Genomic DNA, 21,590 nt, shown 5'->3' with positions numbered 1-21,590 from the left:
GCACACCATAGGCAAGAAACGCGAAGATGATCATGAACTCGCTGAAAGCAGGGGGAAATGACCAGTTTTCGATCGATGCTCCAAAGATCGCTGGGGGTAACGGCGACGACCGTCGCGCTCATTGTCACGGCCGCGCCCGCGATGTCGGCGTCACCGACACAGGGAAGTGCTGGATCGTCATCAGCCGCAGCCAATCCGTGCTATCCCGGACTGGACTTCGGTGGCACCAACATCGCGATTCGGTCCGCGAGAAGTGTCACGAATTCCCAGGTCATAGGCAGGGGCAACGACGGGGACTGCTGGACGCAGGTGTTCCAGATCACCGGTGAGCGCCACCTCTGCACGCGTACCGGGACCTATTTCGACCAATGGTCGTACGGCGCCAACCGGCGGACCAGGGTGAACGGCTATGTCAGTTGGTGCTGGCTTACGGTCGAGGGACCTGTGACGGCCGCTGGCGGGAAGTAGGATTCCTGACCCGCCGATCGTGGGTGCGCAGTCATGCACGATTCCGGCAGGCCGGTCGGGATACCTTCCGGCCTGCCGGTGTTGCTTCTCTGCGGCTTCCCGCGCTGTTCAGACGCCGGGCAATCCTCGGCGGGGCAGATTCGTGCGCGGGGGGCGCCGTTCAGACGCGCGGGTCCGAATCGATCATGTGCTTGCCCGCTACGTTGACGACCCGGACCGTGAACCGGTCGGACGACTCCTGGTCGTCCTTGGTCAGGATGACGGTGACGGGGACGTTCGCCGAGCCGTCGTCGTTGACGGTGACCTGGTTGGCGTCCTCGGATGCGACATAGTCGTACTGCGCCCAGTACGTGTCGAACTCCGCCTTGCTGCCGAAGTACGCCTGGGCGTTCGGTGTCAGCAGCGCCCAGCGCTGGGCGGCCGGAGTGCTGCTGAGGTAGAAGGCGATCACCGCCTCGCCCGCGGCGGAGAAGTTGGTCACGCGCGCCGCGCCTGCGTTCGGGGTGGAGGGCGGGGTCGTCGACGTCTCGGTCGGTGGGTTGCTGACCGTGACCGTGCGGGTTTCCGTGTTCGGGTTGGCTGTGGTCTTGTCGCCCTGGGTGGTGAGGACCAGGACGACCGAGGCGGCTAGGACGGCGACTGCCGCGGCGGCGCCGATGAGGACGCCGCGGCGGGGCGGGGGCGGCGCGGCCGGGGTGGGGGCCGGGGCGGGTGGGGTGGGCTGGCGGACCGGCGACGCGGGGCGCTGTTGGACCGGGGGCGCGGGGCGGCGGGCCGGGACCGTGCGCTCCAGGAGGGTCGGCGACGGGACCGCCATGGGGGCGGTCGGGGCGGCGAGGGTGGTCGCGGCCTCGTCCATCGTCGGGCGTTCTGCCGGGTCCGTGCGCAGCAGGGTCATCAGGGCCGAGGTGAGCTGCCCGCCGTTGCGCGGGGGTTTCACGTCACCGTTGGCCACCGCGTGTAACAGCGCCAGCGGGTTCGGGTTGAGGCCGAACGGCGGGGTGCCCTCCAGGGCGTGGTACAGCGTCGAGCCGAGGGAGAAGACGTCCGACGCCGTCGTGGGCTGCTGGCCGCGGGCGAGTTCGGGGGCGAGATAGGCGGGGGTGCCCGCCAGGACGCCGGTGTCGGTGGTGATCGTGTGGTCGCCGGTGGCCTTGGAGATGCCGAAGTCGGTGATCTTCACCGTGCCCTGGTCGTCGAGCAGGATGTTGCCCGGCTTGACGTCGCGGTGGACGATCCCGGCCGCGTGCGCGGCGGCGAGGGCGGCGGCGACCTGCGAGCCGATCGCGGCGACCTGCTCGGGCGGCAGCGTGCCGCGCTCGGCGATCACCGCGGACAGGCTGCGGGCGTTGACGAACTCCATCACCAGGCACGGGTCGCCGTCGTGCTCGGCGACGTCGAGCAGGGCGACGGCGTTGCGGTGGTGCAGGCGCGCGGCGATGCGCGCCTCGCGCATGGCACGCCTGCGCGCCTCCTCGGTCTTGGCCGGGGTGAGGCCGGGGCGGATGATCAGCTGCTTGATCGCGATCACGCGCTCCAGCCGCTCGTCGCGGGCGCGCCAGACCACGCCCATGGCGCCGCTGCCTATGGTCTCCAACAGGCGGTATCTGCCGGCGACCAGCTGACCCGTTTCGATGACCAGGCACCTCTCGTGATAGCGGTTCCCCAGGGCCCGACCTGGCCCTCCCGACATTATCGAACGCGCGTGCCAACGACTAACGAGGGCACTGGCACGGACGTGAAGGCTGGACGCGCACGGCACACTGGGGGTTGTCCGATCACGGGGGGTGTGCCGAGATGTCCGCGCTGCGACTGCCGGTGGCCGAGGTGGTGACCGAGACCGCGCAGGCGAGCTCCATCGTCTTCGACGCCGAACTCGACTACCTGCCGGGCCAGTACCTGACTCTACGCGTGCCCAGCGAGCTCACCGGATCGGTGGCGCGCTGCTACTCGCTGTCGAGTTCGCCGCTGCTCGGCGAGCGCCCCCAGGTGACGGTGAAGCGCGCCCCGGACGGCTACGCCTCGAACCTGCTGTGCGACACCGCGTGCGCGGGCGCGGTCATCGAGGCGCTGCCGCCGATGGGCGTGTTCACCCCGAAGTCGCTCGACGCCGACCTGCTGCTGTTCGCGGGCGGCAGCGGCATCACGCCGATCCTGTCGATCGTCAAGTCCGCGCTGCACGCCGGGACCGGGCGGATCACCCTCGTCTACGCCAACCGCGACGCCGAGTCGGTGATCTTCGCCGACGCGCTCGCCGCGCTGGCGGCCGGAAACGCGCGGCTGTCGGTGACGCACTGGCTGGAGAGCGAGCGCGGGCTGCCCTCCGTCGAGCAGTTGGCCGACCTGGCCGCGCCGCACGCCGACGCGGACGCGTTCACCTGCGGGCCAGCGCCGTTCATGGCCGCGGTCACCGACGCGCTCAAGGAGCTGGACTTCCCGCGATCGCGCCGTCACGTGGAGCGGTTCGCCTCCCTGGCGGCGAATCCGTTCGACCGCCTCGATTCCCGGGCAGGCTAGGCCGAACGGCGCACGACGGTAACGCGCGCCCGCGCCCGCGCGAGTCTCCGCTTGTCGCGGCTCGGCGTGTCGAGCCGCCGAGGGGAGAAGAATGCGCCGGTCCCTTGCGGCTCTTGCCGTCCAACTCACCGTGGCGGGCCTGTTACCCGTCGCCGCTGTCACGTTCGCCGCGACGCCCGCGGCGGCCCTGCCAGCCGGATTCACCCAGCAGACCGTGCTCTCCGGGCTGACCCAGCCGATGGCCGTGGAGTTCGGCGCGGACGGGCGGGTGTTCGTGGCCGAGAAGTCGGGCCTGGTCAAGGTCTTCGACGGCCTGTCCGACCCGACCCCGTCGGTGTTCGCCGACCTGCGGACCAACGTCTACAACCAGCACGACCGCGGCCTCATGGGCCTGGCGCTGGCCCCGGACTTCCCCGCCGACCCGTCGGTGTACGTGCTGTACTCCCACGACGCCGCGATCGGCGGGACCGCGCCGCGCTGGGGCGCGCCCGGCGCGAGCAACGACTCCTGCCCCAACCCGCCCGGGGAGACCGGGGACGGCTGCGTGATCTCCGGCAGGCTGTCCGTTCTGGACGCGGCGGGCGCCGAGCGGGTGCTGGTCGAGGACTGGTGCCAGCAGTACCCGAGCCACTCGGTGGGCGAGCTGGCCTTCGGCCCGGACGGCTACCTCTACGCCAGCGCGGGCGACGGCGCCTCGTACGTCTTCGCCGACTACGGCCAGGACGGCAGCCCGCGCAACCCGTGCGGCGACCCGCCGACCGGCGTGGGCGGCACGCAGACGGTGCCCAGCGCCGAGGGCGGGGCGCTGCGCGCGCAGGACGTGCAGACCATGGGCGACCCGATGGGCCTCGACGGCACCGTCATCCGCGTCGACCCGGCCACCGGCGCGGGCGCGCCCGGCAACCCGATGGCGGGCAGCGCCGACGCCAACGCCCGCCGCGTGGTCGCCGCGGGCCTGCGCAACCCGTTCCGGTTCGACTTCCGCCCGGGCACCGGCGAGCTGTGGCTGGGCGACGTCGGCTGGAGCACCTGGGAGGAGGTCAACCGGCTGGCCAACCCGGCCGACGGCACGGTGGACAACTTCGGGTGGCCCTGCAAGGAGGGCACGGCCGCGCAGTCCGGGTACAACATCGGGCTGACGATGTGCCAGCGGATCAGCACGGGCACGGTGCCGACCGTCAACCCGCACTACGCCTACCGGCACGGCCAGTCGGTCGTCACCGGCGACGGCTGCTCCACCGGCAGCGGCTCCTCGATCTCCGCCGCCGCGTTCTACCGGGGCGGGGCGTACCCGGACACCTACGACGGCGCGTTCTTCTTCGGCGACTACAGCCGCCGCTGCATCTGGACGATGCGCGCGGGCGCGGGCGGCGTGCCGGACCCGGCCACCCGGCAGGTGTTCCAGCAGGAGGTCTTCCCGGTCGACCTGACCGCGGGCCCCAACGGCGACCTGTACTACGTCGACATCGCCTTCGGCGAGGTGCGGCGGTTCCGGTACGGCACGGGCAACCAGGCGCCGATCGCCGCGGTCACCGCCACGCCCGCCCAGGGCGCGGTGCCGCTGACGGTGTCGTTCAGCGCGGCGGGCTCGTCGGACCCCAACGGCGACCCGCTCACCTACGCGTGGGACCTCGACGGCGACGGCGCGTTCGACGACGCGACCGGCGTCACCGCGTCGCGCACCTACACCGCCACCGGCACGTACGACGTGAGCGTCCAGGCGCGTGACCCGGGCGGGCTCACCGACGACGCGGGCACCCGCGTGCTCGCGGGCTCGCACGCCCCGACCCCGGTGATCAGCACGCCGGACACGGGCTTCACCTGGGCCGTGGGCGACACGATCGCCTTCGCCGGGTCCGCCACCGACGCCGAGGACGGGCCGCTGCCCGCGTCGGCGCTGTCCTGGCGGGCGATCCTGCACCACTGCGACTCCGGCGGCGGCTGCCACGAGCACGACCTCGTCGGCTTCGACGGCGTGGCCTCGGGCACCTTCGACGGCCCCGACCACGACTATCCGTCCTATGTGGAGCTACGGCTGACCGCCCGCGACTCCTCCGGGGCCACGGCCACGGTGAGCAGGCGGCTGGACCCGAAGGTCGGCACGGTCGTGATCCGGTCCGACCCGCCGGGGCTGACCGCGACGCTGAGCGACACCAGCGGGCCGACGCCGCTGACCGTGCCCGCGATCGTGGGCTCGCGGATGAGCCTGTCGGTGCCGCAGGACCAGACGCTCGCGGGCGGCTCCTACGCGTTCCGGTCATGGTCGGACGGCGGCGCGCGGGCGCACGACATCATCGTCGGCGCGGGGACCACGACCCTCACCGCCGTCTTCGAGCGCACCGGCTCCGGGGACGACTCGCTGGTCGCCGCCTACGCTTTCGACGAGGGCGCGGGCGGGTCGCTGACCGACCGCAGCGGCCACGGGCACATCGGCACGCTGTCCGGCCCCGCGTGGGCGGCGGGCCGCCACGGCGGCGGGCTGTCCTTCGACGGCGTGGACGACTGGGTGACGGTGGCGGACACGGCGGCGCTGGACCTGACCGACCGGATGACGCTGTCGGCGTGGCTGCGGCCCGCGTCGGCCTCCGGCTGGCGGACCGCGGTGATGAAGGAGCGGCAGGGCGGGCTGGCGTACGCGCTGTACGCCGCGGGCCTCGACCGGCCGTCGGGATATCTGTCGATCGGCAACGACGTGACCGCGACCGGGCCGTCGGCGCTGCCGGTCGGCTCGTGGTCGCACGTGGCGTTCACCTACGACGGCGCGGCGATGCGGTTGTACGTCAACGGGAACCTGGTGGCGACGGTCGCGCAGACCGGATCGGCGGCGGTGTCGGCTGCGGCGCTGCGGTTGGGTGGCAACTCCGTGTGGGGCGAGTACTTCGCGGGCGTGATGGACGACGTCCGCGTCTACAACCGCGCGCTGTCGGCGGCGGAGATCGCGGCGGACCGGGACACCCCGGTGTCCTCGGACACGAAGGCGCCGTCCCCGCCGGGCGCGCCGTCGGCGACCGGCGGGCTGGGCACGGTGGCGCTGTCGTGGACGGCGGCCACCGACGACGTGGGCGTGACCGGCTACGACGTGCACCGGGGCGCGCCCGGGTTCACGGTGTCGCCGTCCACCCGGATCGCCACGGTGACCGGGCTGACGCACACCGACACCGGGCTCGCCGCGGGCACGTACGCCTACCGCGTGGTCGCGCGCGACGGCGGGGGCAACGCGTCCGCGCCGTCGGCGGAGGCCACCGCCGTGGTGTCGGCCGACACGACCGCGCCGTCGGTGGCGGTGACCGGGCCGTCGGGGACGATCTCGGGCCTGGTGTCGGTGACCGCCACCGCGTCGGACTCCGGCAGCGGGGTGGCGGGCGTGCAGTTCCTGCTCAACGGCCAGCCGCTGGGCGGGGAGGACACGTCCGCGCCGTACACGGTCTCGTGGGACACCCGCACGGTGGCGAACGGCGCGTACACGCTCACCGCCCGCGCGCGGGACAACGCGGGCAACTCGGCGGTGTCGGCGGCCGTCTCGGTGACGGTGTCCAACACCGGCCCGGCCCCGGGCGCGCCGGTCGCGTCGTACAACTTCGACGAGGGCGCCGGGAGCGTGCTGGGCGACCGCTCGGGCAACGCCAACCACGGCGCCGTCGCCGGGGCGGCCTGGGTGGCGGGCCGCACGGGCGGCGCGCTGTCGTTCGACGGCGTCGACGACATGGTCACCGTGGCCGACACGCCCGCGCTGCGCGCGACAACGGCGCTGACGGTCTCGGCGTGGGTGCGGCCCACGGGTGGCGCGGACTGGCGGACGGTCGTGATGAAGGAGCGCGCGGGCGGGCTGTCGTACGCGCTGTACTCCGACAACGCGGCGGGCCGTCCGGCAGGCTACGGCCGGGTCGGCTCGGTCGACGTCGCCGTGACCGGGCCGTCGGCGCTGCCCACCGCCACGTGGACGCACCTGGCGATGACCTACGACGGGTCGGCCCTGCGCCTCTACGTCGACGGCGTCCTGGTGTCGACCGAGATCATCGGCGGCTCGCTGGCCACGTCGACCGGCGCCCTGCGCCTGGGCGGCAACGCGGTGTGGGGCGAGTACTTCGCGGGCGCGATGGACGACGTGCGCGTCTACAACCGGACGCTCACGGCCGCGGAGATCGCCGCGGACCGGACCACCCCGGTGGCGTGAGCACGGCGGGGAGGGACGCCATTCCGGTGTCCCTCCCCGTGTCCACTGGACCGGCGTTGCCCTCCCCGGCATGCTGTGCCGCGTGAGCGACAACCAGGGCCCCGCCTTCGACCTCATCGGCCGCCGCTACGACGAGTCGTTCGTCGAGCGAGACACCCAGATCGCCGAGGTGGCCTGGCTCATCGAGCACCTGCCGCCGGGCGCGCGGGTGCTCGACCTGGGGTGCGGCAGCGGGCTGCCGACCGCCAAGCAGCTCATCGACGCGGGCATGTCCGTCGTCGGCGTCGACGAGTCCCCGGTGATGCTCGACCTGGCCCGCGAGCAGGCCCCCGGGGCCGACTACCGCCTCGGCGACCTGCGCGAGCTGTCCGACCTCGGCGAGTTCGACGCCGCGGTCGCCTTCTTCGCCCTGCTGATGCTGCCCAAGGCCGACATCGAGGCCACGCTGCGCTCCCTGCGCGCCCGCCTGACCGGCCCGGGCCTGCTGCTGATCAGCATGGTCCAGGGCGACTTCGACGCCTTCCCGGTCAACTTCCTCGGCGCCCCCACGACCGTCTCGGCGTACCCCCCGGAGGCCCTGCGCCAGACCGTCGAGGACGCGGGCTTCACCGTCGACCGCCTCCACGCCGTCGAGGCCGTCGCCGAGCCGGGACGGGTGGAGGTCCAGCTGTACCTGCGCGCGAGCGCGGCCTGAGTCACGCCCCGCCCGAGACCAGTTCCAGCACAGGACGTCGGTCGACCATCCCGAGCATCTCCCGGACCCGGGGAACGTCCCAGGCGAGTTCCCGGGCGAGTCGGGGAATCGTCAGGCCCGCCTCCGAGGCGGGCGCGTGCGCCTCACGCTCTTGGACGATGTCACCCGGCGTCGCCTCGCGGTGCAGGACCAGGTGACCCAACTCGCGCACGGCGCTGAAACCGGTGCCGGTAGACGTCGCCTGCCCTGTTCGTCGCAGAACCACGACCGGACGGGGCAGCCGGGTCGAGAACGCGGCGACGGTCCGCAGATCCCCGTCCCGCCGCGGTGACCGCGCTAGAGCCAGTCGGCCGCGGTCAGGGAGCCGCGGAGGCGGGTGAGGGCGCGGTGTTGGGCCACGCGGACCGCCGTGGCGGTGAGGCCGATGGCGACGGCCGTCTCCTGGGCGGACAGGCCGACCACCAGGCGCAGGACGAGGATCTCGCGCTGGCGCGGGGCCAGGCTGTCCAGCAGGGTGCCGAGCCGGGCGCGCATCTCCCCGCGCAGGGTGAGCTGTTCGGGGCCGAGGTTCGCGTCGGGCATCTCGGGCATGTCGGCGACCGGGTCGGAGCGGTCGCGGCCGGAGCGGCGGTAGAAGTCGGCGACCTTGTGGGCGGCGATCCCGTAGACGAACGGCAGGAAGGACTCGCGGTCGTCGGAGTAGCGGGGCAGCGCGCCGAGGATGGCGAGCATGATCTCCTGGGCCACGTCGTCCGCGGAGGAGTACGCCGAGCCCGTGCGGCCGATGCGGGCGCGGCAGTAGCGCACGATGGCCGGGTGGATCCAGGTGAAGAGGGTCTGCCGGGCCGCCTTGTCGCCGCGCATCGACGCCTCGACCAGCTCGTGGAAGGCCGCTGTCTTCAGGCGGGCGAACACGGCGTCGGTGCGTGCCGGTTCCACCGGGTCCGGGCCGGGCGTTGCGCTCACGTGAGCCCCCTGAAGGTCGGCTCGCGCGCGGCGGGCCGGAGTCTGGCTGTCGGCGCACCACGCCGCACCCGTGGACGGTCGGATGCGATGATGGCCTTGACGGAGAGTGATGGTAGCCGGGTGACCCACCCGACACCAGAGGAATCCCCGTGCGGTGATGCCGATCGTTTCGTATTCAACCTCACACCGGACAGGGCCGAACGACCCTAGAGAACACCCTCCGCACACGCCCCACCGATCGGGTCGAAGGGCCCGGAATTCCGCGAAACCACCAAGGATCCGCAGCTCGTCACCATCCAGATTGATCCATTGTGGACGGCGACCGGCACGATCGACGGCACCGGTCGAGTGATCGGACGTTACTCGCCGGTCACGTACCCGCCGAACGAGTGATGACCTTCCACGGATGGAGTAACGCAACTCTACGGAGACGGGAGACCGCTAGGATGCGCCAGCCCCATACCGCCGTTCGGCCGCCCAGCGGGCTCCGTTCGCAGCGCCCCATTGTGCCGCGTTGACAGTGCCGGTTCACCATTCTTAGCGTGGCGGCGCACGCCGCCCGAGCAGCACGCCACCCGAACAGGGGAATCCCCACATGGACAGCAGCGGGCGACCCGTCGTCGTCGTCCTGCACGGAACCGACCGACCGCCCCCGATGCCGGGGATCGAGCGCCGCGCCACCGTCCGCTACAGCACCGGGCCCCTCCTCAGCGCCACCCTCCCCGGCGCCGACGTGCTCTTCGTCTGGGACAGCCGCGCGAACGGGCTGTCCGACGCGCTCCCGGCCGCGACCGGCCTGCGCTGGGCGCACGCCGCGGGCGCCTCCGCCCGGCACCTGCCGATCCCCCGGCTGCACGCCGCGGGCGTCACCGTCACCAGCGCCCGCGGCGTGTTCGACGAGCCGATGGCCGAGTACGTGCTGAGCCTGGTCCTCGCCTTCGCCAAGGACCTGCCCGCGACCATGCGCCTGCAGCAGCGCCGGGTGTGGGCCCACCGGGAGACCGAGCGCCTGGCGGGCGCGCACGCGCTGGTCGTCGGGTCCGGCCCGATCGGGCGGGCCATCGGGCGCAAACTGCGGGCCGTCGGGGTGTCCGTGTCGGCGGTGGGCCGCGCCGCCCGGCCCCGCGACCCCGACCTCGGCGACGTCGTCGGGATGGCCGACCTGCGCCGCGCGCTGGCCGCGGCCGACTACGTGATCCTGGCCACCCCGCTCACCCCGGACACCGCCGGGCTGATCGACGAGAACGCGCTGCGCGCGATGAAGCCGACCGCGCGGCTGGTGAACATCAGCCGGGGCGGCCTCGTCGTGCTGCCGGACCTCATCGACGCCCTGGACAAGGGCGAGCTCGCGGGCGCGGCGCTCAACGTCTTCGCCGATGAGCCGCTGCCCAAGTCGTCCCCGCTGTGGGACCTGCCGGACGTCGTCATCTCCCCGCACATGGCCGGGGACGTCAAGGGCTGGCGCGACGAGCTGGTCCGCCTCTTCGCCGACAACCTCGACCGCTACCTCGCGGGCGAGCCGCTGATCAACGTGATCCCGCCGGGCGCCACGGGTTGAGCCCACTTGCTACTCTGGAGTAGGTTACGCCGGAGTCGGAAGCGATCGATCGAGGTGGGAGCACCCATGGCGGGCACCAACCCCAAGCCCAGGCGGGACGCGATGGGCACCGCGCTCGCGGTACTGAACAAGCTGGCGAGCGCCCCTGTGCTCGACCGGTTCAACCTGCGCAAGCCCGTCGAGAAGGGCCTCTACACCGCCACCCGCACCGGCTTCACCGCCGTCGGGGCGGCCACCAGGCAGTTCGCCGCGGCGCAGAAGCTGGCCAAGCCCGCCCGGCTGCCCTCGGCAGGCGAGCGCGGGCTGTTCGACATCACCCCGGACGACGAGCAGAAGATGATAGTCGAGACGGTCTCGGAGTTCGCCGCGGAGCGGCTGCGCCCGGCGGCGGCCGAGGCCGACGCCGACTGCGCGACCCCGGCCGATCTGCTGTCCACCGTCACCGAGCTCGGCGTGACCCTGGTGGGCGTGCCCGAGTCGCTGGGCGGCCTGGGCACCGAGCGCTCCGCGGTGACCGGCGTGCTGGTGGCCGAGGCGATGGCGCACGGCGACATGGGCCTGGCCGTGGCGCTGCTGGCGCCGTCGGCGGTCAGCTCGGCGCTGGTGCTGTGGGGCGACGAGACCCAGCAGGCGACCTACCTGCCCGCGTTCGTCGGCGACGACGTCCCCGCCGCGGCGCTGGCCGTGCAGGAGCCGCGGCCGCTGTTCGACCCGTTCGCGCTCAAGACCAAGGCCTACCGCTCCGGCGGCGGGTTCGTGCTGGAGGGCGTGAAGTCGCTCGTGCCCAGGGCCGCGCAGGCCGAGCTGTTCGTCGTGGCCGCCGACCTCGACGGGCGCGGCCCGGCGCTGTTCATCGTGGAGTCCGACAGCGAGGGCCTGACCGTGGAGTCCGAGCCCGCGATGGGGCTGCGCGCCGCGGGGATGGGCAAACTGCACCTGGACAAGGTGCGGGTCCCGGAGACCGCGCTGCTGGGCGAGGGCAAGTCGGCCGTCTACACCGAGTGCGTGCGGCTCTCCCGGATCGCCTGGTGCGCGCTGTCGCTGGGGACATCGCAGGCGGTCCTGGACTACGTGATCCCGTACGTCAACGAGCGGGTGGCCTTCGGCGAGCCGGTCAGCCACCGGCAGGGCGTGGCGTTCAAGGTCGCGGACATGGGCATCGAGCTGGAGGGCATGCGGCTGCTCACCTACCGCGCGGCCAGCCGGGCCGAGCAGGGCAAGCCGTACGCCCGCGAGGCGGGTCTGGCGCGGCGGCTGTGCGCGGAGAAGGGCATGCAGATCGGCAACGACGGCGTGCAGCTGTTGGGCGGGCACGGCTTCGTCAAGGAGCACCCGGTGGAGCGCTGGTACCGCGATCTGCGCGCGGTCGGCCTGGTCGAGGGGATCGTCCTCGTCTAGAGGGCGGAAGGGAACAAGCCATGATCAACCTTGAGGTCCCGCGCAAGTTCGCGCAGCTGGTCGACCAGGCCCACCAGGCCGCGGCGGAGTTCTTCCGGCCCAACTCGCGCAAGTACGACCAGGCCGAGCACACCTATCCGAAGGAACTGGACATGCTGGCCGCCCTCCTGGACGGCCTGTCGGCCGCGGGCGGCGGCGCGGGCGCCGGTGGCGTGCGTCGGGGCGGCACGGAGAAGAAGGCCGACGGCAACCGCAACGGCAGCAACCTGCAGCTGCTGCTCGGCACCATCGAGATGTGCTGGGGCGACGTCGGCCTGCTGCTGTCGATGCCCCGCCAGGGCCTCGGCAACGCCGCGATCGCCTCGGTGGCCAACGACGAGCAGCTCAAGCGCTACGAGGGCAAGTGGGCCGCGATGGCCATCACCGAGCCCGACACCGGCTCGGACTCCGGCGCCATCCGCACCACCGCCGTCCGCGACGGCGACTACTACGTCCTCAACGGCGAGAAGATCTTCGTGACCTCCGGCGAGCGCGCCGACTGCGTGGTCGTCTGGGCCACTTTGGACCGATCGCTGGGCAAGGCGGCGATCAAGAGCTTCGTCGTCGACCGCGACACCCCCGGCTTCGAGCTGGTGCGGCTGGAGCACAAGCTGGGCATCCGCGCGTCCGACACCGCGCACTTCCGCCTCGACAACGTGCGCGTCCACAAGGACAACCTGCTCGGCAGCCCGGAGATCAACACCGAGCAGGGTTTCGCGGGCGTCATGCAGACCTTCGACAACACCCGCCCCCTGGTGGCCGCCATGGCCATCGGCGTGGCCCGCGCGTCCCTCGAGGAGACCCGGCGACTGCTGGAGGAGGCGGGCGTGGACATCGACTACGACCGCCCGGCCTTCACCCAGTCCGCCGCGGCGGCGACGTACCTGCAGCTGGAGGCGGACTGGGAGGCGGCGTACCTGCTGGCCCTGGAAGCCGCCTGGATGGCCGACAACCGCAAGCCGAACTCCCTGCAGGCGTCGATGGCCAAGGCCAAGGCGGGCCGCTCCGGCAGCGACATCACCCTGCGCTGCGTGGAACTGGCCGGGTCGGTGGGCTATGGCGAGGGGACGCTGCTGGAGAAGTGGGCGCGGGACTCGAAGATCCTGGACATCTTCGAGGGCACACAGCAGATCCAGCAACTCATCGTGGCCCGGCGACTGTTGGGGAAGTCGTCGTCCGAGTTGAAGTGACGAACGTCTGACGAAGGCCGCGCGGACCACCAGGTCCGCGCGGCCTTCTCGTTCAGCAGCCCTTGTCCTTCATCGCCTCGTGGATGTCGTCGTGGCTGGGGGAGGCGACGGGGAGGGGGGTCGGGGGGCCTAGGCGCAGGCCGTCGAGCAGCAGGGTGAAGTAGCGCCGCCACAGGTCCGGGGCGATGTGGCGGGTCAGGTCGAAGGACGCGCCCAGCATGGTCATCAGCGGACCGAGGTCCGCGCCCGTCACGTCCGGGCGGATGGTGCCCTGGGCCTGCGCGCGGGCGACCAGGGAGTCCACGGCGGGGACGAAGTGCGCGCCGATGCGCTCGGCGTGGCCGAGTTCGACGCGGTGGCAGATCTGGAAGAGGCCCCGGTCGGCTGCCTGGCGTTCGGCGACGGCGGTGAGCAGGCCGACCAGGCCGGTCCAGGCGTCCGGTTCGGCAGCCGCGGCGTCGATCAAGGTGTTCACTTCGGACACCACCTCGTCGAACACCGCCTCCAGCAGGGCTTCCTTCGACGAGAATCGGCGGTAGACCGTCCCCACTCCCACGCCCGCCACCCGGGCGATCTCGTCGAGGGTGACGTCGATGCCCCGGGTCGCGAAGACCTCGCGGGCGGCCGCGACGATGCGCGCGCGGTTGCGGCGGGCGTCGGCGCGGAGCGGCGTGTCCGAGGTCACGCTCTCAGCTTACCAGAAATCCGGAGACAGCGTCTCCGCTTCATTGGTAGCGTGATCGGCGAATCCACAGGAGAACCCGGGGGCTTTACATGACTGTGTCCGAAGTGGCGGCATCGCCGCCACCGAATATCGAGCAGCCGTCGAGCAGGCGGTGGCTGGTGCTGGCCGTGATCGCGCTGGCGCAGGTCATGGTGGTGCTCGACGCCACCGTGGTGAACATCGCGCTGCCGAGCGCCCAGCAGGACCTGCGGTTCGGGGATTCCCAGCGGCAGTGGCTGATCACCGGCTACGCGCTGAGCTTCGGCAGCCTGCTGCTCATCGGCGGCCGCATCGCCGACCTCTTCGGACGGCGGATGGCGTTCCTCGCGGGCGTCGTCGGCTTCGCCATCGCCTCGGCGGTCGGCGGCGCGGCGGCCAACTTCGAGGTGCTGGTGGCCGCGCGCGTCGGGCAGGGCGTGTTCGCCGCGCTGCTGGCGCCCGCCGCGCTGTCGCTGCTGACCACGACGTTCACCGACCCGGCCGAGCGGGGCAAGGCGTTCGGCATCTTCGGGGCGATCTCCGGCGCCGGTGGCGCGATCGGCCTGCTGCTCGGCGGCGTGCTGACCGAGTACCTGGACTGGCGCTGGTGCATGTACATCAACCTGGTCTTCGCGGGCGTCGCGTTCGTCGGCGGCATCGGCCTGCTCGGCAAGAGCACCGCGACCGAGCGCCCGAAGCTGGACCTCATCGGCGTCACCACCGCGACCGCGGGCATGTTCGCCCTCGTCTACGGCCTGGCCAACGCCGAGCAGGACGGCTGGGACGCGGCGAGCACGCTCGGCTTCCTGGCCGCGGGCGTCGTGCTGCTGGGCGCGTTCGTGTTCTCCCAGACGCGTGTCGCGCACCCGCTGCTGCCGCTGCGCATCCTTGCCCACCGCAACCGGGGCGGCGCGTTCCTGGCGATGTTCCTGCTGGTCGCAGGCATGTTCGTGATCTTCCTGTTCCTGACCTTCTACATGCAGCAGAACCTGCGCTTCGGTCCGGTGCAGAGCGGTTTCGCGTTCCTGCCGATGATCGGCACGCTCATGCTGTCGGCCACGATGGCCACCACGGTCCTGCTGCCGCGCGTCGGCCCTCGGGTCATGATCCCGGTCGGCATGGTCGTGGCCGCGCTGGGCACCGCCCACATGGCGCTGCTCGACGAGACCAGCACCTACGCCTCCGGCGTGCTGCCCGGTCTGCTGGTCGCGGGCCTGGGCATCGGCCTGACGATGGCCTCCGGCATGAACGTGGCCATCGCGGGCGTCGACCCGCAGGACTCCGGCGCGGCCTCCGCCGCGGTCAACGCCATCCAGCAGGTCGGCGGCTCCATCGGCACGGCGCTGTTCAGCACCATCGCCGCCAACGCCTTCACCGCCGCCCTGATGGAGGGCAAGGACCAGGCCGCTGCCGCGATCGCCAGCTACGGCGCGGCGTTCGCCTGGTCCGCGGGCACCTTCGCGGTCGGCGGCGTGGTCTCGGCCCTGGTGCTGCGCTCCGGCGTCCCCGCCGAGCTCAAGTCGGCGGGCCCGGCCGTCCACATGTGACACTCAGGCCGGTGGGCGCCGCCCGCGCCCACCGGCCTGGTCCCCGGCAGGCCACACCACGCTCGCCGGGCGGTAGCGCTCGCGATCACTGCGGGCTAGGCGCTCTCGCCCTCGGCCTCGCGGGCCTTGCGGCGCTGCTCCTCGGCGCGTTCGCGGCAGCGGCGGAGGAACTCCGCGTCGGACTCGGCGTCCGTGGCGGCGAAGCGGCCCGGGCGGTCGTACTCGGGGAAGGCGGGCATGCCCCGCTCATACGACCGCGGCCGCGCGGCGGCGCGCACCGGCCTGCCCGCCACCAGCCACACGATGGAGCCGACGAGCGGGAAGAACAGCACGATCAGCAGCCAGCCGAATTTCGGCAGGTGCCGTGCGTCGCCCTCGTCCGTGGTGATGACGTCGACAAGGCAGAACAGCCACAACGCCAGGGTGATGACACCGAAGAGGCCACCGAAGTAAAGCATCGCTCACAACCCCCAAAGTCGTCAGCAGAGGGTAGCGCAGCGCGCACGCGCGGGTAACCGGGACAATCGCGGCATGGGGACTCCCGACACCGACCAGCCGCACCCGGCGCGCATCTACGACTACCTGCTCGGCGGCGCGTTCAACTTCGCCGCCGACCGCGCGTTCGCCGAGCAGATCATCGCCACCATGCCCGGCGCGCCGCTGGCCGCCCGCATCAACCGGGACTTCCTGCGCAGAGCCGTCCAGGCGGCCGTTGCCGACGGCGTCGACCAGTTCCTCGACCTCGGCTCGGGCATCCCCACCGTCGGCAACACCCACGAGGTCGCCCCCGCCGCGCGCGTGGTCTACGTCGACCACGACGCCATCGCCGTCGCGCACAGCCGCGACGTGCTCGCCGGGCACCCCGACGCCACGATCGTCGCCGCCGACATCCGCGACGCCGACACCGTGCTGACCGCCGCCCGCGAGCTGATCGACTTCAGCCGCCCGGTCGCGGTCCTCGCCGTGGCGGTGCTGCACTTCGTCCCCGACGCCGAGGCCACCCTGGCCCCCTACCGCGCCGCGATCGGCCCGGGCAGCCTGATCGCGATCTCCCACGCCACCCACGACGCCGAACCGGGAGTCGAGCAGGCGAGGCGGATGTACGAGAGCCGCGGCATGCCGGGCTTCGCCCGGACGAAGGCCGAAGTGACCGCCCTGCTCGACGGCCTCACCCTGCTCCCCCCTGGCGTGGTGTGGACGAGCCGCTGGCGCCCGGAGGCCGACGACGACATCGAGCCGACCGCCAGCCTGGCCTACGCCGCGGTCGGCCGCGTCCCCTAGTCCGGGAGTCACCAGCGCGCGACAGGGGCCAGGGTGCTGCCGCTCGGCGCGAACGCCATCCGCGCGTGCGTGCCGCGCAACAGCTCACCAGCGTCCCGTTCCCGACACTCCACAGCTGGGTCCCGGTGGCGGGCGCAGCCTGCCGAAGGCCGGGTCGGCCTACGCCGCCGTGCCCACGACCAGGGCACGCCGTCCGCTGATCGGCGCGGTCACTACGCGGGCAGCCCCAGTTCCCTGGCGATCAGCATCTTCTGCACCTCGCTGGTGCCCTCGCCGATCTCCAGGATCTTCGCGTCCCGGTAGAAGCGGCCGACCGGGAACTCGTTCATGAAGCCGTAGCCGCCGAAGACCTGGGTGGCGTCGCGGGCGTTGTCCATCGCGGCGTTGGAGGCGACCAGCTTGGCGATGGCGGCCTCCTTCTTGAACCGCTCCCCGCGCAGCATCTTGGCCGCAGCGGCGTAGTAGGCCAGGCGGGCGGTGTGCGCGCGGGCCTCCATCTCGGCGATCTTGAACTGGATGGCCTGGTAGCTGCCGATGTGGCGGCCGAACGCCTCGCGCTCGCCCGCGTAGCGCACGCTCTCGTCGACACAGCCCTGGGCGAGACCCACCGACAGCGCGGCGATCGCCACCCGGCCCTCGTCCAGAGTGGACAGGAACTGGGCGTAGCCCCTGCCCAGCTCGCCGACCAGGTTCTCGACGGGCACCCGGACGTCGGCGAAGCTCAGCTCGCGGGTGTCCGATGCGTTCCAGCCGACCTTGCTGTACTTCTTCGACACGGTGAACCCGGGCGTGCCCGAGGGCACCAGGATCGCCGAGATCTCCTTGCGCCCGTCCTCGCGCGTGCCGGTCACGGCGGTGACCACGACGTGCGAGGTGATGTCGGTGCCGGAGTTGGTGATGAACGCCTTGGTCCCGTTGATGACCCACTCGTCGCCGTCGCGGCGGGCGGTGGTGCGGGTGGCGCCCGCGTCGGAGCCGCCGCCGGGCTCGGTCAGGCCGAACGCGGCCAGCTTCTCCCCGGCCGCGACCGCGGGCAGCCAGCGCCGCTTCTGCTCCTCGGTGCCGAACCGGTAGAGCGGCATCGCGCCCAGCGAGACGCCCGCCTCCAGGGTGATCGCCACCGACGAGTCGACCCTGGCCAGCTCCTCCAGCGCCAGGCACAGCGCGAAGTAGTCCCCGCCCATGCCGCCGTACTCCTCGGAGATCGGCAGCCCGAACAGGCCCATCGCCCCCATCTTGGCGACGATCCCGTAGGGGAACTCCCCGCGCTCGTAGAAGTCCCCGATGACCGGCGCGACCTCGTCGCGGGCGAACTCCTGGACGGTCTTGCGGAGCGCCTCGTGCTCCTCGCTCAGACGGGTGTCGATCATGGCTGGTCCTCCGGTGGGGTCACCACGGCAAGGGTCTGGTTGAGCCCGACCTGTTGGCCCGGGCGCACGCTCAGTTCGGAGACCACACCGTCCGCGGTCGCGGTGATGGTGTGCTCCATCTTCATGGCCTCGACGACGAGCAGCGGCTGCCCCGCGGTCACGGCCTCGCCGACGCCGACCTTGACCACGAGCACGGTGCCCGGCATCGGGCTGGTGATCGGCCCGCCCGCGCCCGCCGCGCCCGCGCCGCCCTCCAGCAGCGAGTGCTCGGCCACGGCCCAGGCGTGCCCGTCGGCGGCCAGCCACAGGGTGTCGCCGTCCATCGCCCTGGCGTAGCGCAGGTTCCGCTCGCCGACGCGCACCCGCAGTTCACCGTCCACACGCGACGCCGTGGCGGGCACCGGCTCGGCGTCGCCCACGGCGACCGTGCCCAGGCTCGGGTCGACGACCACGGTCACGTCCCGGCCGCCGCAGGTGAGCCGGAACGGCACGCTCGCCGCCCTGCCGAGCCGCCAACCCGACGGCACGTCCCACGGGTCCACGACCGGGCCGGTGGGCGCGAGGCCGAGCAGTTCGTCCAGCGCGGCGGCGGCGAAGACCTCGTCGGGGACCTCGGCGGCGCCGGTCAGCTCGGCCAGGTTGCGCTCGACGAGCTGGGTGTCCAGCCTGCCCGCGCGCACGTCCGGCTCGGCCAGCAGCCCGCGCAGGAACTCGACGTTGGTGCGCACGCCCAGCACGGCGGTGTCGGCCAGGGCGAGCGAGAGCCGGTCAAGCGCTTGCGCCCGGTCGTCGCCCCAGGCGATCACCTTGGCGAGCATGGGGTCGTAGTCCGAGCCGACGACCGCGCCCACCGCGAGCCCGGAGTCCACCCTGGACCACGGCGCGGACGGCAGGCGCAGGCCCAGTACGCGCCCGCCGGTCGGCAGGAACCCGGCAGCGGGGTCCTCGGCGTACACCCGGGCCTCCACGGCGTGCCCGGTCAGCCTGACGTCGGACTGCCCGAACGCCAGCGGCTGCCCGGCCGCCACCCTGATCTGCTGCTCGACCAGGTCCAGCCCGGTGACCAGCTCGGTGACCGGGTGCTCGACCTGCAGCCGGGTGTTCATCTCCATGAAGAAGAACTCGTCGGGCCGGTCGGCGGAGACGATGAACTCCACGGTGCCCGCGCCGGTGTAGTCGACCGCGCGCGCCGCGTCGACGGCCGCGGCGCCCATGCGCTCGCGGGTGGCGGCGTCGAGCAGCGGCGACGGCGCCTCCTCGATGATCTTCTGGTGCCTGCGCTGCAGGCTGCACTCGCGCTCGCCGAGGTGCACCGCGGCGCCGTGGGCGTCGGCGAGCACCTGGATCTCGATGTGCCGGGGGCGGGCGACGAACCGCTCGATGAGCAGCGTGTCGTCGCCGAAGGAGCCGAGCGCCTCGCGCCGGGCGGACTCGATGGCCGGGCGCAGGCCGTCGGCGGACTCGACCAGCCGCATGCCCTTGCCGCCGCCGCCCGCCGACGGCTTGAGCAGCACCGGGAACCCGATCTCGGCGGCGGCGTCGACCAGGTCGTCGTCGCTCATCCCGGCCTCGGTGCGCCCCGGGACGACGGGCACGCCCGCGGCCATGACGGTCTGCTTGGCCCGGATCTTGTCGCCCATGGCGTCGATCGCGCCGACCGGCGGGCCGATGAACACCAGCCCGGCGTCGGCGCAGGCGCGGGCGAACGCCACGTTCTCGGCGAGGAACCCGTACCCGGGGTGCACGGCCTGCGCGCCCGAGTCGAGCGCCGCCTGCACGACCTTCTCGATCGACAGGTAGCTCTCGCGCGCGGCGGCGGGCCCGATGCGCACGGCGGTGTCGGCCTCGCGCACGTGCAGGGCGTCCGCGTCGGCGTCGCTGTAGACCGCGACCGAGCGGATGCCCATGCGGCGCAGGGTGGCGATGACGCGGACGGCGATCTCGCCGCGGTTGGCGATCAGAACGCTGGAGAACATGCTCACATCCGGAAGACGCCGTAGCCGACAGGGTCCAGTGGCGCGTTGGCCGCGGCCGACAGCGCCAGGCCGAGCACCTGGCGGGTGTCCGCCGGGTCGATGACGCCGTCGTCCCAGAGCCGCGCGGTCGAGTAGTACGGGTTGCCCTGCGTCTCGTACTGCTCGCGGATCGGGGCCTTGAACGCCTCCTCGTCCGCCTCGGTCCAGGTGTCGCCGAGCTGGTCGCGGCGCACGGTGGCCAGCACCGACGCGGCCTGCTCGCCGCCCATCACCGAGATCCGCGCGTTGGGCCACATCCACAGGAAGCGGGGCGAGTACGCCCGCCCGCACATCGAGTAGTTGCCCGCGCCGAACGAGCCGCCGATGACGACGGTGAACTTCGGCACCCGCGCGCACGCCACCGCGGTCACCATCTTCGCGCCGTGCTTGGCGATGCCGCCCGCCTCGTAGTCGCGCCCGACCATGAAGCCGGTGATGTTCTGCAGGAACACCAGCGGGATCGAGCGCTGGTCGCACAGCTCGATGAAGTGCGCGCCCTTGAGCGCCGACTCCCCGAAGAGGACGCCGTTGTTGGCGATGATCCCGACCGGGTGCCCGTGGATGCGGGCGAACCCGGTGACCAGGGTGGTGCCGTACTCCTTCTTGAACTCGCGGAACCGGCTGCCGTCGACCACGCGGGCGATGACCTCGCGCACGTCGTAGGGGGTCCGCGGGTCGGTGGGGACGACGTTGTAGAGGGTGCCGGGGTCGACGGCCGGGGCCTCCACGGGCGCGACCTCCCACGGGCGCGGGGCGCGCGGGCCGAGGGTCGAGACGATGGACCGGACGATGCGCAGCGCGTGGGCGTCGTCGTCGGCGAGGTGGTCGGTGACGCCCGAGACGCGGGAGTGCACGTCGCCGCCGCCCAGCTCCTCCGCGGTGACGACCTCGCCGGTGGCGGCCTTCACCAGCGGCGGGCCGCCGAGGAAGATCGTGCCCTGCTCGCGGACGATGACGGCCTCGTCGCTCATCGCCGGGACGTAGGCGCCGCCCGCGGTGCAGGAGCCCAGCACGGCCGCGATCTGCGGGATGCCCTTGCCCGACATCGTGGCCTGGTTGTAGAAGATCCGCCCGAAGTGCTCGCGGTCGGGGAACACCTCGTCCTGGCGGGGCAGGAACGCGCCGCCGGAATCCACCAGATAGACGCAGGGCAGGTGGTTCTGCAGCGCCACCTCCTGCGCGCGCAGGTGCTTCTTGACCGTCATCGGGTAGTAGGTGCCGCCCTTGACGGTGGCGTCGTTGGCGACGATGACGCACTCGCGCCCGGAGACGCGGCCGACGCCGGTGATGATGCCCGCGGCCGGGGCGTCGTCGTCGTACATGCCGGTCGCCGCCAGCGGGGACAGCTCCAGGAACGGCGAGCCCGGGTCGAGCAGCGCGTCCACCCGGTCGCGGGGCAGCAGCTTGCCGCGGGCCACATGGCGCTGCCGCGCCTTCTCCGGGCCGCCGAGCGCCGCCCGCGCCAGCCGGGCGCGCAGGTCGGCGACCAGTTCGGCGTGCTCCTTGGCGTGGCGCTGGCCGTCGTCGCCCGCCGGGTCGGCGGCGCCGCGCAGGACGGGGGCGTCCATCGCACTCCTCGCGGGGTTAGCAACCGTTAACAACGGTGCCAATGTTAGCGCTCGCTAACTCACCCCGCAATGAACCGGGGCCGCTCCTTCGGCACGGGGAGC

General features: G+C 72.6%; 16 protein-coding genes. 8 read left to right on the top strand and 8 right to left on the bottom strand.

What is annotated here, in order from left to right; all coding sequences use genetic code 11:
* Positions 1–628: 628 nt before the first annotated feature.
* Positions 629–2,041, bottom strand: a complete 1,413-nt coding sequence (locus tag IEY98_RS09815) for a serine/threonine-protein kinase (protein WP_229786708.1) — start codon at positions 2,039–2,041, stop codon at positions 629–631.
* A 224-nt stretch (positions 2,042–2,265) separates the two neighbouring features.
* Here IEY98_RS09815 and IEY98_RS09810 point away from each other — a divergent pair, with 224 nt between their 5' ends.
* From IEY98_RS09810 to IEY98_RS09800, 3 genes are all read left to right on the top strand, one after another.
* Positions 2,266–2,985 carry an FAD-binding oxidoreductase gene (locus IEY98_RS09810; protein WP_189209889.1) on the top strand — a complete coding sequence of 240 codons (720 nt, stop codon included), beginning with the start codon at positions 2,266–2,268 and terminating at the stop codon, positions 2,983–2,985.
* Between the two features lie 91 nt (positions 2,986–3,076).
* The gene (locus tag IEY98_RS09805; RefSeq protein ID WP_189209888.1) at positions 3,077–7,159 is read left to right on the top strand and encodes a LamG-like jellyroll fold domain-containing protein; all 4,083 of its coding nucleotides are present in this window, start codon (positions 3,077–3,079) and stop codon (positions 7,157–7,159) included.
* Between the two features lie 82 nt (positions 7,160–7,241).
* Positions 7,242–7,853 (top strand): class I SAM-dependent DNA methyltransferase, encoded by a 612-nt coding sequence (locus IEY98_RS09800; RefSeq protein WP_189209887.1) that lies wholly within the window; start codon positions 7,242–7,244, stop codon positions 7,851–7,853.
* A gap of 1 nt (position 7,854) precedes the next feature.
* Here IEY98_RS09800 and IEY98_RS09795 read toward each other — a convergent pair whose 3' ends face one another.
* Entirely contained in the window at positions 7,855–8,064 is a 210-nt protein-coding gene (locus IEY98_RS09795; RefSeq protein ID WP_189209886.1) for a hypothetical protein, read from the bottom strand.
* Between the two features lie 125 nt (positions 8,065–8,189).
* On the bottom strand, positions 8,190–8,756 hold the full coding sequence (shbA, locus tag IEY98_RS09790; protein ID WP_258907997.1) for an RNA polymerase sigma factor ShbA: 567 nt from the start codon (positions 8,754–8,756) through the stop codon (positions 8,190–8,192).
* A 658-nt stretch (positions 8,757–9,414) separates the two neighbouring features.
* On the opposite strand from shbA, the gene IEY98_RS09785 reads away from it, so the two are divergent.
* From IEY98_RS09785 to IEY98_RS09775, 3 genes are all read left to right on the top strand, one after another.
* Positions 9,415–10,377: a D-2-hydroxyacid dehydrogenase gene (locus IEY98_RS09785; RefSeq protein WP_189209885.1), complete on the top strand. Its 963-nt coding sequence runs from the start codon at positions 9,415–9,417 to the stop codon at positions 10,375–10,377.
* Positions 10,378–10,479: 102 nt separating this feature from the next.
* A complete protein-coding gene (locus tag IEY98_RS09780) occupies positions 10,480–11,775 on the top strand; it encodes an acyl-CoA dehydrogenase family protein (protein ID WP_189210172.1) in 1,296 nt (431 codons plus the stop codon).
* Between the two features lie 20 nt (positions 11,776–11,795).
* Complete coding sequence (locus IEY98_RS09775) at positions 11,796–13,004, top strand: acyl-CoA dehydrogenase family protein (RefSeq protein ID WP_189209884.1); 1,209 nt, start codon at positions 11,796–11,798, stop codon at positions 13,002–13,004.
* 52 nt (positions 13,005–13,056) lie between these two features.
* On the opposite strand, the gene IEY98_RS09770 is transcribed toward IEY98_RS09775, so the two are convergent.
* Positions 13,057–13,689 (bottom strand): TetR/AcrR family transcriptional regulator, encoded by a 633-nt coding sequence (locus tag IEY98_RS09770; protein ID WP_189209883.1) that lies wholly within the window; start codon positions 13,687–13,689, stop codon positions 13,057–13,059.
* An 89-nt stretch (positions 13,690–13,778) separates the two neighbouring features.
* Between IEY98_RS09770 and IEY98_RS09765 the strand changes: the two genes are divergently transcribed.
* Complete coding sequence (locus tag IEY98_RS09765) at positions 13,779–15,254, top strand: MFS transporter (protein ID WP_189209882.1); 1,476 nt, start codon at positions 13,779–13,781, stop codon at positions 15,252–15,254.
* A 95-nt stretch (positions 15,255–15,349) separates the two neighbouring features.
* Here IEY98_RS09765 and IEY98_RS09760 read toward each other — a convergent pair whose 3' ends face one another.
* The gene (locus IEY98_RS09760) at positions 15,350–15,712 is read right to left on the bottom strand and encodes a PLD nuclease N-terminal domain-containing protein (protein ID WP_189209881.1); all 363 of its coding nucleotides are present in this window, start codon (positions 15,710–15,712) and stop codon (positions 15,350–15,352) included.
* A 73-nt stretch (positions 15,713–15,785) separates the two neighbouring features.
* On the opposite strand from IEY98_RS09760, the gene IEY98_RS09755 reads away from it, so the two are divergent.
* A complete protein-coding gene (locus IEY98_RS09755; protein WP_189209880.1) occupies positions 15,786–16,535 on the top strand; it encodes an SAM-dependent methyltransferase in 750 nt (249 codons plus the stop codon).
* Positions 16,536–16,747: 212 nt separating this feature from the next.
* Here IEY98_RS09755 and IEY98_RS09750 read toward each other — a convergent pair whose 3' ends face one another.
* The 3 genes from IEY98_RS09750 to IEY98_RS09740 are packed head-to-tail and all read right to left on the bottom strand — an operon-like array spanning position 16,748 to position 21,488.
* Positions 16,748–17,905, bottom strand: a complete 1,158-nt coding sequence (locus IEY98_RS09750; RefSeq protein WP_189209879.1) for an acyl-CoA dehydrogenase family protein — start codon at positions 17,903–17,905, stop codon at positions 16,748–16,750.
* Positions 17,902–19,881 carry an acetyl/propionyl/methylcrotonyl-CoA carboxylase subunit alpha gene (locus tag IEY98_RS09745; protein WP_189209878.1) on the bottom strand — a complete coding sequence of 660 codons (1,980 nt, stop codon included), beginning with the start codon at positions 19,879–19,881 and terminating at the stop codon, positions 17,902–17,904. Before IEY98_RS09745 ends, IEY98_RS09750 begins: the two co-directional genes overlap by 4 nt.
* 2 nt (positions 19,882–19,883) lie before the next feature.
* Positions 19,884–21,488, bottom strand: a complete 1,605-nt coding sequence (locus IEY98_RS09740; RefSeq protein WP_189209877.1) for a carboxyl transferase domain-containing protein — start codon at positions 21,486–21,488, stop codon at positions 19,884–19,886.
* Positions 21,489–21,590 lie beyond the last annotated feature (102 nt).

Source organism: Actinokineospora fastidiosa (assembly GCF_014648415.1).
In the GTDB taxonomy this organism is placed as follows: domain Bacteria; phylum Actinomycetota; class Actinomycetes; order Mycobacteriales; family Pseudonocardiaceae; genus Actinokineospora; species Actinokineospora fastidiosa.
This window is presented reverse-complemented; position numbering and strand designations above follow the sequence as displayed.